Genomic DNA, 14,660 nt, shown 5'->3' on the forward strand with positions numbered 1-14,660 from the left:
CACCCGGCCACGGCCATATGCCGAAGGACATAGAGGACCGGGCCGAGGGCAAGATCGATGTTGGACGCATCCGCCAGGCAGGGGATACTCAAGCCCATCCGGCTTGTGCTCGTCGATCCGCAGCCGATCGTTTTGCAGGGACTGAGGTCGGTTCTCGGGACGCAGCCGGACTTCGAGGTCGTCGCAACGTCCGGCGATGGGACAGGTTGCCTCGAAGCAATTCGGAATTTGACACCCGACGTCGCGCTTCTTGCCGACAGGGTGCCGGATCTGACGGTCTCCGAGATCCTCGCGATCGTGAAAGCTGAGAAGCTCTCCACGCGCCTGGTGTTCTTCACCGAGTCCGACACCGACCACGATCTGGCTTCCGCTATCGCAGCCGGCGCCTGCAGCGCAATTTCCAAATATGCCTCTCCCGCCACGATGCTGCGATCACTGCGGCTGATGACGAAGAGCGGTGTGGCACTGGCGAAGTCCGATCTCTCGGCAACCGGTAAGGAAGCGGAGGGCGACGGCAAAGTCGAAAAGATGCTGGAGCTGTTGACGCAACGCGAACGCCAAATTGCACGACTCGTGGCGGAAGGACTGTCGAACAAGGAGATCGCGCGTCAGCTCAACGTTTCCGACGGCACGGTCAAGGTCCACCTGTACAATATTTTCCAGAAGCTTGAGATCACCAACAGAACCGTGCTCGCGACCATCGCATTGCTGCAACGCCCCTCCGGCCTGGCCGCGCTCTCCCTGGCCTTTCTGGCGCTCGCAATTGCGGACGAACTCAAGGCGTCGGAAGCGAACGACATCTTCCCGGATGACAACGGCGTCGGCCACACGGGCGAGCACGCCGGGTACGAGCACGCCGCGTATGAGCCCTGGAAAAAAGGAATTCTCCGGCACCTCGTCGTCTGGGAATCCGGCGAGACGCCCACGCAAGCCCAGAGAGACTTGTTCGCCAAGGCCGCCCAGATCACGAACCCGGCGGCGGCAATGGAAGCGCTGCGCACGGCCGAGCAATCCGGAGGCGCGACACCGTGGACACACCACGCTCCTGCTGGATCGAGCGCGCCCGATCTTCCTGCGCGCTTGCTGCGAGGAGCAATCGACATCCAGATCGGTGACGACCCGGCCCCGGAACATCAATTCCCGCGGCTTCTTTCCAATGCGATGTCGATGCACGGAGGATCTGGCAACTTTGCTATTCTCACCGGTGCGTTGATCTACGCACTGCAGGACCCCCATCTCGCCGCCCACGCGCATGACCTCCGTGAAGCCTCGATCGACAGCATCCTGGCCGCCACCCAAGAGAGTGCGACCACAAAACTGGCTGCGATCACTCATGCTGCCGCCAATGATGACGACCATTCAGCCCCAAGTTTCCTTTCGCACGATGTCCATCCGTCTTCCGCCGGTGTGACCACTGGACACGACAACGCCGCTCACGAAGGCGCTCCGGGCCAAAGGGGCGCGGGCGATGCGGGTGACAATCTCCACATGCCTGTTGGCGCGGACCTTGGTCACGATGCCAGTATCGGCGTAGGCGGCAACGTTGAAAACGTAGTTTATCGTTCCCCGATCGACTCCAAGTCGACAGCTTCCGACACCGTGTTCGACTTCGCATCTGGGCCGGGCAGGATCAATCTTGCGGCTTTCGGAGCGCTTGCCTGGCTGCATATGACGGCGGCAGCCAGGTCTATACCGCCACATACACTCGCCTGGGTCTACGACTCCGCAAGCAACGAAACGATCGTCTATGTGAATGCGACCGATCGTATCCTCGATATCGGCGATCGCGGCCTGCTGGAAATCCATCTGGAGGGGATTGTATCCATTGCGGAGGCGGACGTCGCCTCCGAGTCAGATGGCGCCGCTGTCGCGACTACCTTGGAGCAGCTCGAAGCAGTGCTGATATCCGCGACCGAAACCGATGAGGCTGCTTCGAGCAAGGACCATGTCCAAACCACTATCGAGGGGAGCGAGAGCTCGCTCGGGACGGCTGGAGCTTGGGCTATACTTGCCAACAACGGCTCGGGTTTCCAGTTCGGGCATCGGACCGGCTTGGGAACGCCGACGAGCCTCGGGAGCTCCACCGACGCGTCGGCGGATGCAACAGAGGAGAGCGATGGTGCGTCTGCCGCGTCGGCGCACGCATCATCCATCGAGCCTGCTCATAGCGCGACAGCCCCGGCAGCCGCAAATGTCACATCCAACAGTGGTCCGGCCAATACGGGCTTTTCATCGACTGCACCGAACGAGATCGGCCAACCCAGCGTCGTAACGGCAGACAACGCCGGCCACGGCAACTCGCAGCACACTTCGGAGCCATCGACTGAAGCTGGCTCCAAACCGGGCAACGGCGCCGGCAATGGTGGCGAGCATCACGATAAGGCCTCGGAGGCTCCGGGAGAGCCAGCGAAGAAGGCAGAACCAGACGGCGCGGAACACGGCAAAGCGGGGCACTCAAACGCACCGGACGCAGCCGATATCGATCCGGGCGCCGCAGCCGCAGCCAGCGCGGGTCATGGCAACTCAAAGCACGCTTCGGAGCCGGGGTCTGCAAAGGCGGCAGCCGACGAATCGACTGAAGCTGGCTCCAAACCGGGCAAGGGCGTCGGCAATGGCGCCGAGCATCACGATAAGGCCTCGGACCCTGCGGGCGGGGCAGCGAAGAAGGAAGAGCCAGCGGGCGCGGAACACGGCAAACCCGGGCACTCAACCGCACCGGACGCAGCCGATATGGATCCGGGCGCCGCAGCGGCTGCCAGCGCAGGCCACGGCAACTCGCAGCACGCTTCGAAGCCAGAGTCTGCAAAGGCGGCAGCCAGCGAATCAACTGAAGCTGGCTCCAAATCGGACAACGGCGCCGGCAATGGCGCCGATCATCATCACGCTTCGGCTTCTGATGCTGCGCACGGACCTGCGAAGACGGCAGAACCAGGCGGCACGGAACACGGCAAATCCGGGCACTCGAGCGCTGCAAACGCACCGGACGCAACTGAGACCGATCCGGGCGTCGTAACGGCCGCCAGCGCAGGCAAAGGCAACTCGCAGCACGCTTCGGAGCCGGGCTCTGCAAAGGTGGCATCCACAGAATCGACTGAAGCTGGCTCCAAGCCGGGCAACGGCGTCGGCCACGGCGCCGAGCATCACGCTTCGGCTTCGGAGCCTGCGGGGGCAGTGAAGACGGCAGAACCAGCCACCGTGGACCACGGCAACTCGGAGAACGAGTTACACTCAACCTCTGCAAACGCATCGCAAGCAGCCGATATCGGAGAGCCAAGCGTCGCAAGCGGCGGTAACCCCGCACACGGTAACTCGCAGCACGCCGCGCAATCCGCTGCAATCGCATCAGAAGACGCACACCCCGCCAAAGCTGCGTTGGGGACCGGCAGCCTGGACCAAGGACCGGTGTTCCGCTTCGATAGCGGCGCAACTCCTTCTGCTCTCGTTGCGGTCGTTGAGCTGAAACAGCTCAATAATCTGCTCGATCCGCACGTTCCACCTGGTCAAGCGGAGGACCTCGTCAAGATCGTCCCTCATGCACTGAGCGGACACGCGGACGATCACGGCAATAACGGCGCGCACCAAGCCATTGTACCTGCGCATCATGATTTGCTGATTTGAACTGTGACCGCGACGGAGGCGATGATCTCGCTCTGCTCCGGCCTCGTGCCGCAAGCTGAGCGAAAGCTTGTCTACCCTTTTCGGTGAGAAAGCTGGTAGTCGCTGGGCGACATTCCATAGACTTTCTTGAAGCATCGGCCGAAGTGCGTCAGGTCGGAGAACCCCCACCCGAATGCAACCTCGCTCACGCTACGCCGCAATTGAACAGGTTCTTCGAGAGCCTGCCGACACTTTTCAAGCCTCTCCCGCAAGATCAGGCGCCCTATGGAAGTATCCTGCGAAGCGAGAATGTTGTTTGCGTAACGGACACTAAGGCCCACGGCATCGGCGACCGACTGAGGATCGAGGTCGGGATCCGCTAACCTCGATTTAATCGTGGCGCGGATTTCCAGGATTGCCATTGCTTTGGTCGAGGAGATGCGGAGCGTGGTGCTCTCGACGGCTTTGGCGAGCGAGAACGCAATCAAATCCAGCATGAAATCAGCAGCCAATCGTCCGCAAACGGGGCGCACCTGTCCGGCCAGACTTGGCAGCGCTGCGCTGAAAGATGAGATCAGAGTGTCATCGGTTGCGCCCACCGGAATTTGTCGTGCGAGCATGCCGCGGGTCTTTCCTACCCGCGCCTGCAGTTCACGTCGAGGTAGCTTTAGGACCAAGGTCCTCGAATCCTCGGAGAACTTTGCTGAATAGGGGAGAGCCGGGTCGAGCAGCGTCATGTCGCCGGGATGCAGAGTGATTTGCCGTCCGTCTTGCTCCACGCTCACAAGACCGCTTGTTTCTCGACAGAAAAGCAATTGGTCGGAACTCATCCGGGAAATATGGGCCTGCGCGTGCTCCACCTTGAGCGGAGAATTCTGGAAGGCGACTAGATCCAGTGCCCCTACCGATCCGACCTCGATCTCCGCTTCGAAGTGAGCCCGCGAGTCGGGGAAAGACTCGTGCTCGACGATCTCCTTGCACGCCACGCTGTGCCAATAGTCGAAGCGATCACGAGGATGCACGTCCCTGGTCGTGAAGATGGTTTGCAATTCACCCTTCCTTAACGGTGCGGCAGCCGAACAGAAGTTCCAACCTGGCCGAGCAAAGCCGCCCCGGAACGGATAGCTTCGCGACTGCACCAGGAGCCTCGTATTGCAGGCTCTCGCGTGAAAGGAAAGAGAGCTCGCGCGAAACCGTGAAAGTACGGAAGGACGAACATCGAAGTCGAGGGGTTCCGATGCACAACCAACCAGTTCAGCGGCAGCTAAAAACCAAATCTTTCTTGCCGGCGAAGCAGCAACCACTTGTCAGAGGCGATGCCTTGAGATCGGTGACAATCGGCTTCCCGGCTCAGGTAAAACACGAACCAAAGAGAGTGCATTTCGATCCGCCACTACGTGCGCGACTTGTCGGCCCGGACGAAGGCCAGAGCACTGAATGCGAAGTCACGACGGTTTGGGACGCCGGCGCGCAGTTGCGTGTGAAGGATCCGCCGCCCGCCCAATTCGTCCTGCAGTTCGCATGGGCACCAACCGTCGTTGCGCGGTTGTGCAGGCGCACCCGCTGCAACGGCGAGGAGGTCTGGGTCGAATACATCAAGCAGCCCCCGTGCTATTCCATGAAGGATGATCAGCGATGAATACAGACATCAACGTCGGGCACTTGTTCTCGAGCCCGTGGGAGCGAAAGCTCGCAAACGACATTGTCGCCGAACTCGAACGCTGCTCAGGTGAGAAGCGGTCCAGCATTGACGAAATGCGCCGATTCCTGGCTATAAAAGGCTATCGCGATCTGCTCGGCCGATTGCAGGCTGCGTGCGAAGGCAAGCGATCTTTCGAGGCGTTGAGGGCGGCAGCACACGCGATGCGATGGTATGCGCTCGAGCGCCCGGCAATGTCCGCTGCAACGTTTCGGACTCCCACGACAGATACTGCTGAATGGCGAGAGGCATTGGAGAGCTTGCGGATGTTTATGACTCAAATCCTGTCCGAGTGCGGATTGCGCGGCACGGCGGCAGACGATGCTCTGCGAATCCTCCGCAGCCTCGTTCGCGGATTCGTCCTGCATGAAGTCATGGACTCGTTCTTCGACACACCTTCCTACGACGAGTGTTACGAGAGCGCGATCGAGATGTTCATAGCCGGTCTGCCAATACTTGCGCGCACGAACCTGAAGGTCGCGAACAGTGAAGGTGGGGATAGCAGAGATTGCGCGGTCTCGTCGCAAAAGTGAGGCAGGCGTCAATCTGTTACCCCCCACGGTCCTGCGGCTGGATGCGCGGTTCTGAAACTGGAACCTCCCTGAAGGCCGGACGCGCCGAAAGCAATGGGCTGCGCCTGCTCTCAAGAACCAACGTTGACGATGCGAGCGCTAGGAACGATCGAAGCAAAGCCGGATTGGGCCCTAAACTTTTTGGAAAGGGCCTCTCATGCGTCCAATCGCGTTCAGCTCCTGCGTAGCAGTCGTGCTATCCATCTCGTCCGCGGTTCATGCGCAATCCGCAACAGAGGATATCAAGTCCAAGGCCCAGCGGCTTGTCGCGCCTCTTGTCGAAAGTCGCGACAGTCGGCTGCGATCGGTCGCAACCTTCGAGCATCAGGTGACCGGGGTTACGGTCGCCCCGGACGGCCGCATATTCGTCAACTTCCCGCGCTGGACAGAGGATACGCCGGTTTCGGTGGCCGAACTCATGCCGGACGGCTCGACCAAGCCATATCCCAATGAGGAATGGAACGGCTGGCGCAACGCGCGAATGTCCGAGGTATCGCCCAATGATCACTTCGTTTGCGTTCAAAGCGTCGTTGCGGACCGGCGCGGATCGCTTTGGGTCGTCGATCCCGCGGCTCCCAATGCCGAGAAGACCGTGAAGGGTGGACCCAAGATCGTCGAGGTCGATCTGAAGTCGAACGTTGTGAAGCGGATCTTTCCGATCGCGGCGGATGTCGCTGGTCCGGCCAGCTATCTCAACGACATCCGTATCGCCCCCGACGGAAAATTCGCCTATCTGACCGATTCCGGTTCGCCCGGCGGCCTGATTGTTCTCAACATCGAGTCCGGGCGGGCTTGGCGTGTCCTCAGCGACGATCCTTCGACCCAATTCGATCCGAGTGTCACTGTGATGTCAGATGGCCAGCCTTTGCGACGGCCGGACGGACGGCAGCCCTTGTTCAATGCCGATAGTCTGGCGCTCACAAAGGACGGCAACACCCTCTATTGGCAGGCCCTGACCGGAAAGACTCTCTACCGGATCGCCACGTCCAGCATCCAGAGTGCTGACGCGGCAGCTCACGCTCGCCCGGAAACAGTGGCAACGACGGAGCCCGTCGATGGGCTCTGGACCGGCGAACATGACGAAATCTATCTGAGCTCGATCGCCGACAATGCCGTCAAGGTCCTCAACCCCAGCGACGGTACCGTGCGACAGCTGTTGACGGATTCGCGCCTGCGCTGGCCGGACACCTTCGCGCAAGGTCCTGATGGCGCAATCTATGTCACCGCGTCGCACATCCAGGATTCGCCCTGGTTCCACATGGCTTGGACGGACAAGAACTTCACGCTGTTCAAGTTCATGCCAAGCGATGCGAACACCGTCGGGTCAAGTCGCGAGCCGAACCGGCAGTAAGCGCACCACGGCTCGGGAGGCGGCTTAGGACGAGGAGCACAAATGGCCCATTGGGTTGAGCCTGTAGCCGGCACGCTGCTGATGGCACTGGTCCTTGCCGACGTATTCCTCACGGTTCTCTACGCACGCGCCGGCACCGGAATTCTCAGCGACCGCCTGGCCAGACTGGTTTGGCTTGCACTGCGCCGGCTTTCCTCGGCGGGCAACGGCAACCATCTGCTTTCATTCTGCGGCCCGTTGATCCTGGTCGCCTTGCTCTTCACCTGGTCGATTTTGCTCGCGCTTGGGGCTGCACTGATTGTGCACCCTCAGCTCGGGACCAGCATTACAAGCAGCAACCAGGAGACCCCAACCGACTTCGTGACCGCGCTCTACGTCGCCGGAAGCAGCCTCTCGATCGTAGGCGGCAGCAACTTCGGTCCGCAAAGCACCGGAGCGAAATTGCTGTTTCTTCTGAATTCGGTGATCGGTACGTCAGTCATATCGCTCACCATCACTTACCTGATGCAGATCTACGGCGCGCTCAGGAGCAGGAACTCGCTTTGCCTCAAGATTCACGCGCTTTGCGGCGAGACCGGCGATGCCGCGGACCTGCTCGCGCATCTGTTCGCAAATAACCAGTTGAGTGCGGGCTACAACAATTTGTCCGAGTTGGCCGCAGAGGTCACCGATACCAAAGAAGCTCACCACTTCTATCCCGTTCTGTTCTACTTCCGCTTCCCTGAACCGTTCTACTCCGTCTCCCGGTCGTCACTCATCGTCCTCGATGCCGTCTCGCTGATCAGAAGTGCGTTGCCAAAAAACGCCGATTGGCTCAAGCAATCCGGCGCAGTCACCCAACTATGGTCCTCCGCGTTGCTACTCCTTTCGACCCTCAATAACGTGTTCCTGCACGAGAAAGCATCGGCTGAAGCCGACGACGGGGATCGGCAGCTCTGGCAGGTCCGGTTCGACAACGCACGACGGCGGCTGCGGCAAGCTGGGGTCAGTGTCACCGACGATCTTCCGCATTCGTGCGAATCCTACTTGGAACAGCGAAGAAGGTGGGACTGTCTCGTTTGCCTGCTTGGCCATTCCATGGCTTACCAGTCCTCGGACATCGATCCGGCGATACAAAGGGTGTAAACCCCTGCCGGACTCTCGCACCTAACTCGGTGTCTCGTCTCAGAAAAGGCGACGCCTTCGGCGGATCAGCCTCATTGGGCGGAATTGTTTCAGGGTTGCAGCCGTGAGAGCAGACGTTGCCGATCCTGATCGCGACGTCGCTGCTCGATCCGCATCCGTTCGAGTTCGCCTTCCGCTTTGGCTGTGTCCTCGTTCTGGCGCTTCATTTCAATGATCAGCGCCTCTTGCTCTGCGAGCCGCCGCTCTCCTTCGACGACGTCGCGCTCGATCTGGCTCAGCTCATCGTATATCGCCGTCGTGTACATCGCGATCCTCGCGCGGCCGTGCTGCCAAGCACGCCGCAGAGTAGCTTTCGCCTCTTGCAGAGCCTTATCAGGACCGCGCGGTGCGGCCTTGTCCGCAACGTGAGGCACATGACTTTCAACTCAACCAGCTTCGCGAACGTTCCGGCTGATGCCATTTTTTCCCAGGCGCGCTTTAGCCAAGTTGCAAACAAGCGGTCGGCACAATATCGTCGATCCGGCCTCCCTATTTCTGACGTCCATCCCCAGGAGCCAACACCATGAATATGGTCTCAATGCCCGGCGGGATTCATCACCCTCCAGGGAAGGTCGACATCCCGTCCGCCTGGCAGGGCGCTGAGATGAAAGCCAATCCTGATCGATGGTTGATATCGCTTGCGGCCGGCGAGATCGCCGAGCTCGAGAACGCAGCTGAAACATATCTTGGCAGATACAAGAAAATCGCCGAGATCACGAAGGAAAGCTTTCCGCTTCCCCGCTTCGGCGCGCATTTGGAAGAGCTTAAGACAACGCTCCTGGCTGGCCTTGGTTTCGAGGTCATCCGCGGCCTCCCGGTGGAAAAATACAGTCAGGAGTTTGCCGCTACGATATTTTGCGGAGTGGGCGCGCACCTTGGATCGGCGCGATCCCAGAATGCAGCGGGGCACATTCTCGGTCACGTCCGTGACACCGGCGCCGATGCGAAGGACCCGAACACCCGAATTTATCAAACTTCGGAACGGCAGACATTTCACACGGATTCGTCCGACGTGGTTGGATTGTTATGCATTCGCGAGGCGATGGAGGGAGGGGATTCTCTCCTGGTCAGTACGACGACAATCTACAACGAGATGTTTGACAGGCGTCCCGACCTTGCGGCTCTCTTGTTTGATCCGATCGCGACGGACCGGCGAGGCGAGGTGCCGGAGAACGAAAAGCCATATCTTGAAATCCCGGTGCTGAATTGGCATACGGGGTTCCTGACCGGGTTCTATCAGCGCCAGTATATCGATAGTGCGCAGCGTTTTCCCGATGCGCCGAGACTGATGCCGGCTCACGTCGAGGCGCTCGATCTCTTCGACGCGCTCGCAAATGATCCCGCGCTGCATTTCGGCATGCGACTTCAGCCGGGTGACATGCAGTTCGTCTACAATCATGCTTTGTTGCATGACCGGACCGGATTCCGCGATTGGCCCATTGCTAGCCAAAAGCGTCATCTGTTGCGCCTTTGGCTCAGCATGGAAGGCGACCGGCCGCTGCCCGATTGTTTCAAGCAGCGCTATGGCTCGATTGAGATCGGTAACCGCGGCGGCATTATCACCAAAGATACCAGTTTGAACGTCCCGTTGGATTGACGTTCGAAGCATCTAGCGATGTCCGCTCTTGTGCCGCTATGGGCAGAGGAGCGGACATCAGGTTGGACTGAGCCGAGCACTCCGACCCAGGGGCTACTCTTCGTCTTCGTCTTCATCCTCGTCTTCGTCGTCGAGTTCTTCCAGTCGATCGAGCACCGCGAGCGGCAGCGTCTCGCGAAACAGATCGCCTTCCGCGCCCATCCAGAGACAGATCACCTCGTCGCCCTTCACGTCAGCGACGGTGAGCGGCTGCCCGCCGGATTTCAGCATGACGATATCGCCGGCTTTTAGTTCCATGGATGGTCCTTTCGGTTGATTGACGGTGAAGCTAGCAAACCGGCATGACATGCCGATCACGGGCTACTCGGTCAGTGGATGTGTTGCGGTAGCGCGTATGCGCCGGCCGGGCTGCTGAATCGATCAGAGAGCTTTAGGCCGGAGCGATCCCATCACGAGAGGCAATGGCGCCTGTTCGATGGATGGCGCAAGGGCTCTTCCGTCCCGTGCGTCGCGACCATGACACCATGCGCCTGTTTTGCCCGACGGAGCAACCGATTTTGTCAGATCCGCAGTTTGCGTTTGCCGCAAGTCTTTGATTTTGCTGCGGCCGTCTACTGTGCATGGGGTTGTTTTCGACGTTTTTGCTTGTGCACCCCGATTGCAGTCAGCCCGGCACCAGTTCTGTCAGCGAGCGGATAATGCGGTCGGGCTTGACGATCGAGCCTTCGGGCAGGCCGTCGCCATGCACGTCGATCCAGATCGAGTAGATGCCGAGACGCTGCGGAGTCACCACTTCCCATTCCAGATTGTCGCCGATCATCCAGGTATCCTCGGCGGTGACGCCGAGCGCGTCCATCGCGTGCAGATAGGCGCGCTCCTCGGGCTTGCCGAAACCGTGCTCGCCCTCGATCTGGATGTGGTGGAAGCGATGCGCCAGCTCGAAGCGCTCGACCTTGGCGCGCTGGGTGTCGGCGGCGCCGTTGGTCACCAGCGCCAGCTTGATGCCGAGCGCCTTGAGCCTGTCGATGGCGTCATGCGCGCCGGGGAAGACGAACATCTCCTCCTCGCGATAGCTGGTGAAGCGGTCGGCGAGACGAATGGCGAGCTCGTCGGGCAGGGCGCGGTGACCCGCGGCCGCGAGCGCGGCGAAACCGCCCTTGACGGTGAGGTGCCGAGCCTCGGCGAGCTTGAGCCGCCACGAAGCGTCCGCATTGGCCCAGAAGTTTTTCGCGAAAGCGAGCACGGTGCTTGCGACCAGTTGTGGTGGCAGCGGCGCGAGCTCCTCCGCGAACTCCGCTGTGATCGTGTTCCAGGCGATCTCGGGCCGCGCATAGGCCGACAGGATGGTGTCGTCCATGTCGATCAGCATGGCGCGCGGCAGCGGCCTCGTTGCGGGCTTCATCGTCGTCATGGCCACTTTACCTCCGGCGGCAGCGACGACAGGATCGAATCCACATTGCCGCCGGTCTTGAGACCGAAGATGGTGCCGCGGTCATATAGCAGGTTGAACTCGACATAGCGGCCGCGCCGGATCAATTGCTCCTCGCGATCCTCCGCGGTCCAGCTTGTCGCGAAATTGCGCCGCACGATGTCGGGATAGATCTTCAGGAAGGCGCGGCCGACATCGCGGGTGAAGGCGAGGTCGGCGTCCCAGTCGCCGCTGTCATGCCAGTCGTAGAAGATGCCGCCGATGCCGCGCGCCTCCTTGCGGTGCGGCAGATAGAAATACTCGTCGCACCACTTCTTGTACTTGTCGTAATCGGCGATGCCGTTCGGCTGCGTGCAGGTTTGCTTCATCGCGGCGTGGAAGGCGATGCTGTCGGCATCGTCCTGCGTGCGCCGGCGGTCGAGCACCGGCGTGAGATCGGCGCCGCCGCCGAACCAGGCCTTTGTGGTGACGACGAAGCGCGTGTTCATGTGCACCGCCGGCACGTGCGGATTGCGTAAGTGAGCGATCAGCGAGATGCCGGAGGCCCAGAATTTCGGGTCGTCCGCCGCACCGGGAATCTGCGCGCGAAACTCGGGCGCGAATTCGCCGTGCACGGTGGAGCAATGCACGCCGACCTTCTCGAACAGGCGGCCGGACATCATCGACATCACGCCGCCGCCGCCGGCCGCGCCGGTATGATCGGTGCGCTGCCACGGCGTGCGCTTGAAGCGGCCCGGCTCGCCCGGATACAGGCTCTGCGGGGCATCGTCCTCCAGCCGCTCGAAGCTCGCGCAGATGTCGTCGCGCAAGGATTCGAACCAGGCGCGTGCGCGCGTCTTGCGGTCTTCGATCAAGCTCGGGTCCAATGTGAATGTCATTCCGTCAGCCTTGTCGTCAGCCTTGCGGCCCATAATAGGTGCAGCTCTCGTTGCAACTGTCGCGGTGGATGCTGACGCGGGTGAGCTTGCCGATAGGGGCCAGCCGCTCCCAGACGAAGCGCGAGAGGTTTTCCAGCGTCGGTGTGCCCAGTGCCTCGATCTTGTTGAGATACTTATGGTCCAGAATCATGCGCACGTCTTCGATGGCGCGCTGGACCAGGCCGAGGTCGACCACCATGCCGGTTTTGGGATCGGGCGTGCCGCGCAGCGTCACCTCGGCGCGGAAGGAGTGGCCGTGGATCTCTTCGCTGGCCGCGCCGAACGTCGTTCCCGACAATGAGTGCGCCGCCTCGAAGCGAAACGATTTCGTCAATTCCCACATCTGTTCGAAAACCAATCCTATCTGATACCGAGCGACTTATGCGTCTGGACGCTGAGCCGCCATTGCGGATGATTGAGGCAATAGTCGATTGCGCCCGCGGTGTTTTGGGCGACCTCGGGCCCGTCCATCGGCTGCAGCGAGAAGCGCTCGAAGGCGAGGCTCGCGAAGGCCTCCGGCATGGCGAGCGGCTGCGGATAGACCAGCTTCAGCTCGTGGCCGCGCCCGATCACCAGATCGCTGCCGCCCTTCGGACTGACGCAGATCCAGTCGAGCCCCTCGGGCGGGGCGATGGTGCCGTTGGTCTCGACCCCGATCTCGAAGCCGCGGGCATGGAGCGCGTCGACCAGCGCGGTATCGACCTGAAGCAACGGCTCGCCGCCGGTGAGCACCACATAGCGGTTGTCGGTGGAAGCTGTCCATTGCGCGGCGATGGTGTCGGCGAGTTCCGCGGCCGAGCCATAGCGCCCGCCGAGCGTGCCGTCGGTGCCGACGAAATCGGTGTCGCAGAATTTGCAGGTGGCCGCGCTGCGATCCGCCTCGCGCCCGCTCCAGAGGTTGCAGCCGGCAAAACGGCAAAATACGGACGCGCGCCCGGCATGGGCGCCTTCGCCTTGCAGGGTCAGGAAGATTTCCTTGACCGCGTAACTCAACCGTCTCTCCTCAACATATCAAACTTGCGGGTTCCGGAGCTGCCGCAGCGCTTCGCCTGCGGCCATCGCCGCGGTCATGGCGACATTGAGCGACCGCAGCCCCGGAGCGATCGGGATCACCAGCCGCGCGTCCGCGGCGTCGACCACCGCCTCGGTGACGCCGGCGCTCTCGCGCCCGAATAGCAGGATGTCCGCCGTCTGGTAACGGAAATCGCGGTAGTCGGTCGCGCCTTTGGTGGTGAACAGCAGCAGGCGGGCGCCCTGCGCCGCCCGCCATTGCTCGAATTTCGACCAGGAGTCGTGCCTGACGATGCTGACCTGATCGAGGTAGTCCATTCCCGCCCGGCGGAAATGCCGGTCCGAGACCGGGAAGCCCGCCGGTTCGATGATATGGGCGGCCACGTCCAGACAGGCGCAGAGCCTGAGAATCGTACCGGTGTTCTGGGGGATGTCGGGTTGGAAAAGTGCGATCTGCATGGGCTGTGCAAGGCCTAGATTGGGTTCGGTGCGGGCCGGAAATGTCTCAATAAAACATCGCTGGCCGCGGAATTCGTGCATTGCACGCTCCCGCGCCGATAGCGGGCTTGCGCTCGCCCGGCAAGGGTGCCAATAGAACGATTCTGGACTGCTGTTTTCGCCTTGTTTTGGTGGGGGCACGTGAAGTTCTGCCGCCGCGGGGGGCCGCGGGCGCCGGCAGGCTGTTCTGGGGACCTTGGGGGCTCCTGGAGCGGTTCCGCCGGCTGCATAAGAAGAAAGGGTTGGAATCGTGACGACAGCGTCTTCGGCGGACCATCCGACACGCCGTGATTTCTTATTCGTTGCAACGGGGGCAGCTGCAGCAGTAGGGGGCGCAGCTGCGCTCTGGCCCTTTATCTCCCAAATGAATCCTGATGCGTCGACCATCGCCGCCGGTGCGCCGATCGAGGTCGATCTCAGCCCGGTCGCCGAGGGGCAGGACATCAAGGTGTTCTGGCGCGGCAAGCCGATCTATATCAGCCACCGCACCAAGAAGCAGATCGACGAGGCGCGCGCCGTCAACGTGGCGAGCCTGCCCGATCCGCAGTCCGACGAGGCCCGGGTCAAGTCCGGCCATGATCAGTGGCTGGTCGTGATCGGCATCTGCACCCATCTCGGCTGCATCCCGATCGCCCATGAAGGCAATTACGACGGGTTCTTCTGCCCCTGCCATGGTTCGCAGTACGATTCGTCCGGCCGCATCCGCCAGGGGCCCGCGCCCGCGAACCTGCCGGTGCCGCCGTACCAGTTCGTTTCCGACACCAAAATCCAGATCGGCTGAGCTTCGGGCCCTCGTCCGAAGCTTCGCGCCGTCTCGTCGTACTA

Annotated in this window: 15 protein-coding genes; 8 read left to right on the top strand and 7 right to left on the bottom strand. The window is 61.4% G+C overall.

What is annotated here, in order from left to right:
• Positions 1 to 57: 57 nt before the first annotated feature.
• Positions 58 to 3,618, top strand: coding sequence for a LuxR C-terminal-related transcriptional regulator (locus BRA471DRAFT_RS10885; RefSeq protein ID WP_007607049.1), 3,561 nt, complete (start codon positions 58 to 60; stop codon positions 3,616 to 3,618).
• A gap of 71 nt (positions 3,619 to 3,689) precedes the next feature.
• On the opposite strand, the gene BRA471DRAFT_RS10890 is transcribed toward BRA471DRAFT_RS10885, so the two are convergent.
• The gene (locus tag BRA471DRAFT_RS10890) at positions 3,690 to 4,646 is read right to left on the bottom strand and encodes a helix-turn-helix domain-containing protein (protein WP_156526791.1); all 957 of its coding nucleotides are present in this window, start codon (positions 4,644 to 4,646) and stop codon (positions 3,690 to 3,692) included.
• A 188-nt stretch (positions 4,647 to 4,834) separates the two neighbouring features.
• Here BRA471DRAFT_RS10890 and BRA471DRAFT_RS10895 point away from each other — a divergent pair, with 188 nt between their 5' ends.
• From BRA471DRAFT_RS10895 to BRA471DRAFT_RS10920, 6 genes are all read left to right on the top strand, one after another.
• Positions 4,835 to 5,236: a hypothetical protein gene (locus BRA471DRAFT_RS10895; protein WP_007607051.1), complete on the top strand. Its 402-nt coding sequence runs from the start codon at positions 4,835 to 4,837 to the stop codon at positions 5,234 to 5,236.
• Entirely contained in the window at positions 5,233 to 5,829 is a 597-nt protein-coding gene (locus tag BRA471DRAFT_RS10900) for a TetR-like C-terminal domain-containing protein (RefSeq protein ID WP_007607062.1), read from the top strand. The genes BRA471DRAFT_RS10895 and BRA471DRAFT_RS10900 overlap by 4 nt, the downstream gene beginning before the upstream one ends.
• A gap of 367 nt (positions 5,830 to 6,196) precedes the next feature.
• Positions 6,197 to 7,219 (top strand): major royal jelly family protein, encoded by a 1,023-nt coding sequence (locus BRA471DRAFT_RS10905; RefSeq protein ID WP_231171095.1) that lies wholly within the window; start codon positions 6,197 to 6,199, stop codon positions 7,217 to 7,219.
• Positions 7,220 to 7,261: 42 nt separating this feature from the next.
• Positions 7,262 to 8,344, top strand: coding sequence for a hypothetical protein (locus BRA471DRAFT_RS10910; protein WP_007607065.1), 1,083 nt, complete (start codon positions 7,262 to 7,264; stop codon positions 8,342 to 8,344).
• A gap of 116 nt (positions 8,345 to 8,460) precedes the next feature.
• Positions 8,461 to 8,910 (top strand): hypothetical protein, encoded by a 450-nt coding sequence (locus BRA471DRAFT_RS38825; protein WP_198287880.1) that lies wholly within the window; start codon positions 8,461 to 8,463, stop codon positions 8,908 to 8,910.
• Positions 8,907 to 9,980 carry a TauD/TfdA family dioxygenase gene (locus BRA471DRAFT_RS10920; RefSeq protein WP_007607067.1) on the top strand — a complete coding sequence of 358 codons (1,074 nt, stop codon included), beginning with the start codon at positions 8,907 to 8,909 and terminating at the stop codon, positions 9,978 to 9,980. Before BRA471DRAFT_RS38825 ends, BRA471DRAFT_RS10920 begins: the two co-directional genes overlap by 4 nt.
• A gap of 93 nt (positions 9,981 to 10,073) precedes the next feature.
• On the opposite strand, the gene BRA471DRAFT_RS10925 is transcribed toward BRA471DRAFT_RS10920, so the two are convergent.
• The 6 genes from BRA471DRAFT_RS10925 to BRA471DRAFT_RS10950 form a co-directional block, all read right to left on the bottom strand.
• On the bottom strand, positions 10,074 to 10,277 hold the full coding sequence (locus BRA471DRAFT_RS10925; RefSeq protein ID WP_007607068.1) for a YodC family protein: 204 nt from the start codon (positions 10,275 to 10,277) through the stop codon (positions 10,074 to 10,076).
• A 367-nt stretch (positions 10,278 to 10,644) separates the two neighbouring features.
• On the bottom strand, positions 10,645 to 11,391 hold the full coding sequence (locus BRA471DRAFT_RS10930) for an HAD family hydrolase (protein WP_007607069.1): 747 nt from the start codon (positions 11,389 to 11,391) through the stop codon (positions 10,645 to 10,647).
• Positions 11,388 to 12,287, bottom strand: a complete 900-nt coding sequence (gene hemF, locus BRA471DRAFT_RS10935) for an oxygen-dependent coproporphyrinogen oxidase (protein WP_198287881.1) — start codon at positions 12,285 to 12,287, stop codon at positions 11,388 to 11,390. Before hemF ends, BRA471DRAFT_RS10930 begins: the two co-directional genes overlap by 4 nt.
• A gap of 16 nt (positions 12,288 to 12,303) precedes the next feature.
• On the bottom strand, positions 12,304 to 12,669 hold the full coding sequence (locus BRA471DRAFT_RS10940) for a 6-carboxytetrahydropterin synthase (RefSeq protein WP_007607071.1): 366 nt from the start codon (positions 12,667 to 12,669) through the stop codon (positions 12,304 to 12,306).
• A 17-nt stretch (positions 12,670 to 12,686) separates the two neighbouring features.
• Positions 12,687 to 13,319 (bottom strand): 7-carboxy-7-deazaguanine synthase, encoded by a 633-nt coding sequence (queE, locus tag BRA471DRAFT_RS10945; protein WP_007607072.1) that lies wholly within the window; start codon positions 13,317 to 13,319, stop codon positions 12,687 to 12,689.
• Positions 13,320 to 13,337: 18 nt separating this feature from the next.
• Entirely contained in the window at positions 13,338 to 13,796 is a 459-nt protein-coding gene (locus tag BRA471DRAFT_RS10950; RefSeq protein ID WP_007607073.1) for a tRNA (cytidine(34)-2'-O)-methyltransferase, read from the bottom strand.
• Positions 13,797 to 14,085: 289 nt separating this feature from the next.
• Here BRA471DRAFT_RS10950 and petA point away from each other — a divergent pair, with 289 nt between their 5' ends.
• Complete coding sequence (gene petA / locus BRA471DRAFT_RS10955) at positions 14,086 to 14,616, top strand: ubiquinol-cytochrome c reductase iron-sulfur subunit (RefSeq protein ID WP_007595042.1); 531 nt, start codon at positions 14,086 to 14,088, stop codon at positions 14,614 to 14,616.
• The last annotated feature ends 44 nt before the right edge of the window (positions 14,617 to 14,660 follow it).

Source organism: Bradyrhizobium sp. WSM471 (assembly GCF_000244915.1).
Lineage (GTDB): Bacteria > Pseudomonadota > Alphaproteobacteria > Rhizobiales > Xanthobacteraceae > Bradyrhizobium.